3 protein-coding genes are annotated in these 3,722 nt (G+C 75.8%); all 3 read left to right on the forward strand.

What is annotated here, in order from left to right:
- Positions 1-33: 33 nt before the first annotated feature.
- Entirely contained in the window at positions 34-606 is a 573-nt protein-coding gene (locus tag SSBG_RS04770; RefSeq protein WP_008745085.1) for a PadR family transcriptional regulator, read from the forward strand.
- A gap of 212 nt (positions 607-818) precedes the next feature.
- Positions 819-2,519, forward strand: coding sequence for an ABC transporter ATP-binding protein (locus SSBG_RS04775; protein WP_199781339.1), 1,701 nt, complete (start codon positions 819-821; stop codon positions 2,517-2,519).
- A partial coding sequence (locus SSBG_RS04780) for an ABC transporter transmembrane domain-containing protein (protein ID WP_008745087.1) occupies positions 2,516-3,722 on the forward strand: 1,207 nt, incomplete at its 3' end. The genes SSBG_RS04775 and SSBG_RS04780, both read left to right, overlap by 4 nt.

Genomic DNA, 3,722 nt, shown 5'->3' on the forward strand with positions numbered 1-3,722 from the left:
CCGTCCACTGAGGAGTGTCAAGGGAGACCCGGAATGCACAACCTCAACTCCACCGCCGCCACGATCCTCGGCCTGCTGCACGGCGGCGAGGCAAGCGGTTACGAGCTGCTGGCCGTCGCCGAGAAGGCCGTCGGCGCCTTCTGGACGCTGACGCGCAGCCAGGTGTACCGCGAGCTGACCGCTCTGGCGCATCGCGGGCTCATCACCGGCGGCGACGCGGGTCCCCGTACGCGCGTCCGCTACCAGCTCACGGACGCGGGCCGCGAGGCGTTCGCCCAGTGGATCGTCCAGCCGCCGGGCACGGAACAGATCCGTTACCCGCTGCTCCTCTCCATCGTCTTCGGCGGCCATCTCGACAAGGGGACGCTGATGGGCTTCGTCGAGGGCCACCGCGTCATCCACCAGGAGCGCCGCGACGACTACCGCACACGCCTCGCCCTGCCCGAGGGCGACGCCCACCTGCGCGCCACCCTCGCCTTCGGCCAGCGCTACGAGGAGGCCGTACTCGCCTGGATGGACGACCTGCCCGCGATGCTCGACGCCGCCGAGACCACGGTGCATGAGGCGCCCGCCCCGGCACTGGAGGGACGAGGAGGCCGGCTCTGACCCCTGCCGCGCCCCCGAGACGTGCGGGGCCGGGGGGCGGGGGCCGCCGCGTACAGAAGGCGTACAGAAGGAGGGATCGCCCGCGAGCGGCCGGGGCGGGCCGGTACGGGACCGGCGGGGCCCGTACCGCCGGTGTTCCCGGCCCCGGATACCCGCACCCCTCAAACTTAGAATAGGCTTCCCTAAGTTAAACCGTCTTCGGAGGGTCAGCGGTGGGAGCAGAGGCAGTGTCGGGGCGGGACGTCCTGAGGAGCGCCGTCAGGGGACAGGGGCGCCGGGTCTCCGCCGCCGCCGTCCTCGGCTGTCTCCACCAGCTCGGCGAGGCGATGACGCCGGTGCTCATCGGCGTCGTCATCGACCAGGCGGTGGCGGGACGCGACGGCGGACGGCTCGTGCTCTGGCTCGCGGTGCTCGCCGTCGTGTACGTGTGCCTGTCGTGGAGCTTCCGGCTCGGCGCGCTCGCCGGGGAACAGGCCGCCGAGGAGGCCGGGCACGTCCTGCGGCTCGCGGTCGTGCGCCGGGTGCTCGACGCGCGCGGCGGCGCCGGGGGCGACCGGCTCTCCGGCGAGCTGGCGAACGTGGCGACCGAGGACGCGAAGCGCGTCGGCGCCGTCACCATGGCGCTCATGAACGGCATCTGGGCTTTCGCCGGGATCATCGTGAGCGCCGTCGCGCTGCTCCTCACCTCCGTTCCGCTCGGGCTCGTCGTCCTGCTGGGCACGCCCGTACTGCTCTGGACGGGCCACCTGCTCAGCAAGCCCCTGGAGCGGCGCAGCGAGGCCGAGCAGGACCGGGCGGCGGGCGCGGCTGGCGTCGCGGCCGACCTCGTCTCCGGGCTGCGGGTGCTGCGCGGGCTCGGCGCGCAGGACGCCGCCGTGGAGCGCTACCGCCGCACCAGCCGTACCTCGCTGCTGGCGACGCTGCGTGCCGCGCGCGCCGAGTCCTGGCAGTCGGGGCTCGTCCTCGCGCTCACCGGGTGCTTCCTCGCGCTCATCGCCTGGGTGGGCGGGCGCCTCGCGCTCGACGGCTCGCTCAGTCTCGGGCAGCTCGTGTCGGCGGTGGGGCTCGCGCTGTTCCTCGTGGGCCCCCTGGAGACCTTCGCCTGGGTCAACGCCGAGCTGGCGCAGGGCCGGGCCTCGGCGGCCCGCATCGCGAAGGTCCTCGGCGCCGGACCCGCCGTCGCGGGCGGCGAGGAGCGCGTACCGGCGGACGGCGAGGGCGAGTTGCTGCTGCGCGGCGTGCGGCTGCGGGGGCTGGACGGGGTGGACCTGCGGGTGCCCGCCGGGCGGCTGACCGGGATCGCGGTGAGCGATCCGGCGCTCGCCGAGGCCCTGCTGGACTGCCTGGGGCGCGAGGCCGATCCGGAGGCGGGCGCGGTCGAGCTGGACGGGGTGCCGCTGACCCGGCTCGCCCCGGACGCGCTGCGCGGGGCGGTGCTCGTCGCACGGCACGACGCCGCGCTCTTCGAGGGGTCCCTGGCCGCGAACGTCGTCGCGCGGGACGAGGACGGGGACGAGACGGCGACGCGGGCCGCCCTGGCGGCGGCCGACGCGGACGAGGTCGCGCGGGCGCTCCCGTACGGCACGGGCACCGACGTCGGCGAGGGCGGTCGCTCGCTCTCCGGCGGGCAGCGCCAGCGCGTGCTGCTCGCGCGGGCCCTGCGGGCCGCGCCGCGCGTCCTCGTCGTGCACGAGCCGACGACGGCCGTGGACGCGGCGACGGAGGCCCGGATCGCGCGCGGGCTCGGGGAGTTCCGGCGGGGCCGGACGACGGTCGTCGTGACCAACAGCCCGGCGCTGCTCGCCGTGACGGACCACGTGGTGTTCCTGGACGGCGGCCGGGTCGGGGCGGAAGGGACGCACGACGAGCTCGCGCGGACCCACGAGACGTATCGCGGGACGGTGTGGGCATGACGACCGAGGCCACCGAGGGGCGCGACCTCCTCCCCACCGCGACGCCCGCGCGTACCCGCGCGGCCGTGCGCGAACTCCTGCGCCCGCACCGGGTACTGGCGGGCGCGGGCTTCGCCGTGCTCGTCCTCGCCACGGCGGTGGGGCTGCTCACGCAGCCGCTCCTCGGGCGGATCGTGGACCTCGTGACGCAGCACCGCTCCCCCGGCGCGCTGACCTGGCCCGTGCTCGCGCTCGCCGGGATCGCGCTCGTCCAGGGCGTCTCGACGGCGTGGGGCATGGCGCTCGTCTCGCGCCTCGGCGAGACGGCGCTCGCCCGGCTGCGCGAACTCTTCGTGGAACGGGCGCTGTCGCTGCCCCTGGACCGTGTGGAGCGGGCCGGCTCCGGCGACCTGAGCGCGCGCGTGACGCGGGACGTGTCGCGCGTCGCCGAGGCGGTGCGCACCGCGCTGCCCGAGCTGGCCAGGTCGGGGCTCTCGATCGTGCTGACGCTGGGCGCGCTCGCGCTCCTCGACTGGCGGTTCCTGGTGGCCGCGCTCCTCGCCGTCCCGGTGCAGGCGTGGACGGCGCGCTGGTACGTGCGCCACGCGGTGCCGCTGTACGCGCGCGAGCGGATCGTGACCGGTTCCCAGCAGCAGCAGTTGCTCGACACGATCGGCGGGGCGCGCACGGTGCGCGCGTACGGGCTCCAGGCGGAGCACGACCGGCGGGTCACGGAGCGCTCGCGTGCCGCCGTGGACCTGACGATGCGCGGGGTGCGGCTCGTGCTGCGGTTCTACGGGCGGCTGCACGTCGCCGAGTACCTGGGCCTCGCGGCCGTGCTCCTGACCGGGTTCCTCCTCGTGCGCGAGGACGCGGTGTCGGTCGGTACGGCGACGGCCGCCGCGCTGTACTTCCACAGTCTGTTCACGCCGGTCAACACGGCGCTCGTGCTCCTCGACGACGCGCAGTCGGCGACGGCGGGGCTCGCGCGCCTCGTCGGCGTGGTCGACGTACGGGCACAGGAGGAGGGCCCGGCGGAGGGGGCCGCGCCCGCGGCCGGTCCGCCCGGGGTGCTGCTCTCGGGCGTCTCGCACGCGTACGTGCCGGGGCGGCCCGTGCTGCACGGCGTGGACCTGGAGGTGCGGCCCGGGGAACGCGTGGCGCTCGTCGGGACGAGCGGCGCGGGCAAGACGACACTCGCCAAGCTCGTGGCGGGACTGCACC

The sequence above is a fragment of the Streptomyces sp. SPB074 genome, from assembly GCF_000154905.1.
GTDB lineage: Bacteria > Actinomycetota > Actinomycetes > Streptomycetales > Streptomycetaceae > Streptomyces.

Bases quoted from the DNA above. Each gene is read 5' to 3' on its own strand.
- SSBG_RS04770 (WP_008745085.1), top strand. From the start codon at position 34: ATGCACAACCTCAACTCCACCGCCGCCACGATCCTCGGCCTGCTGCAC.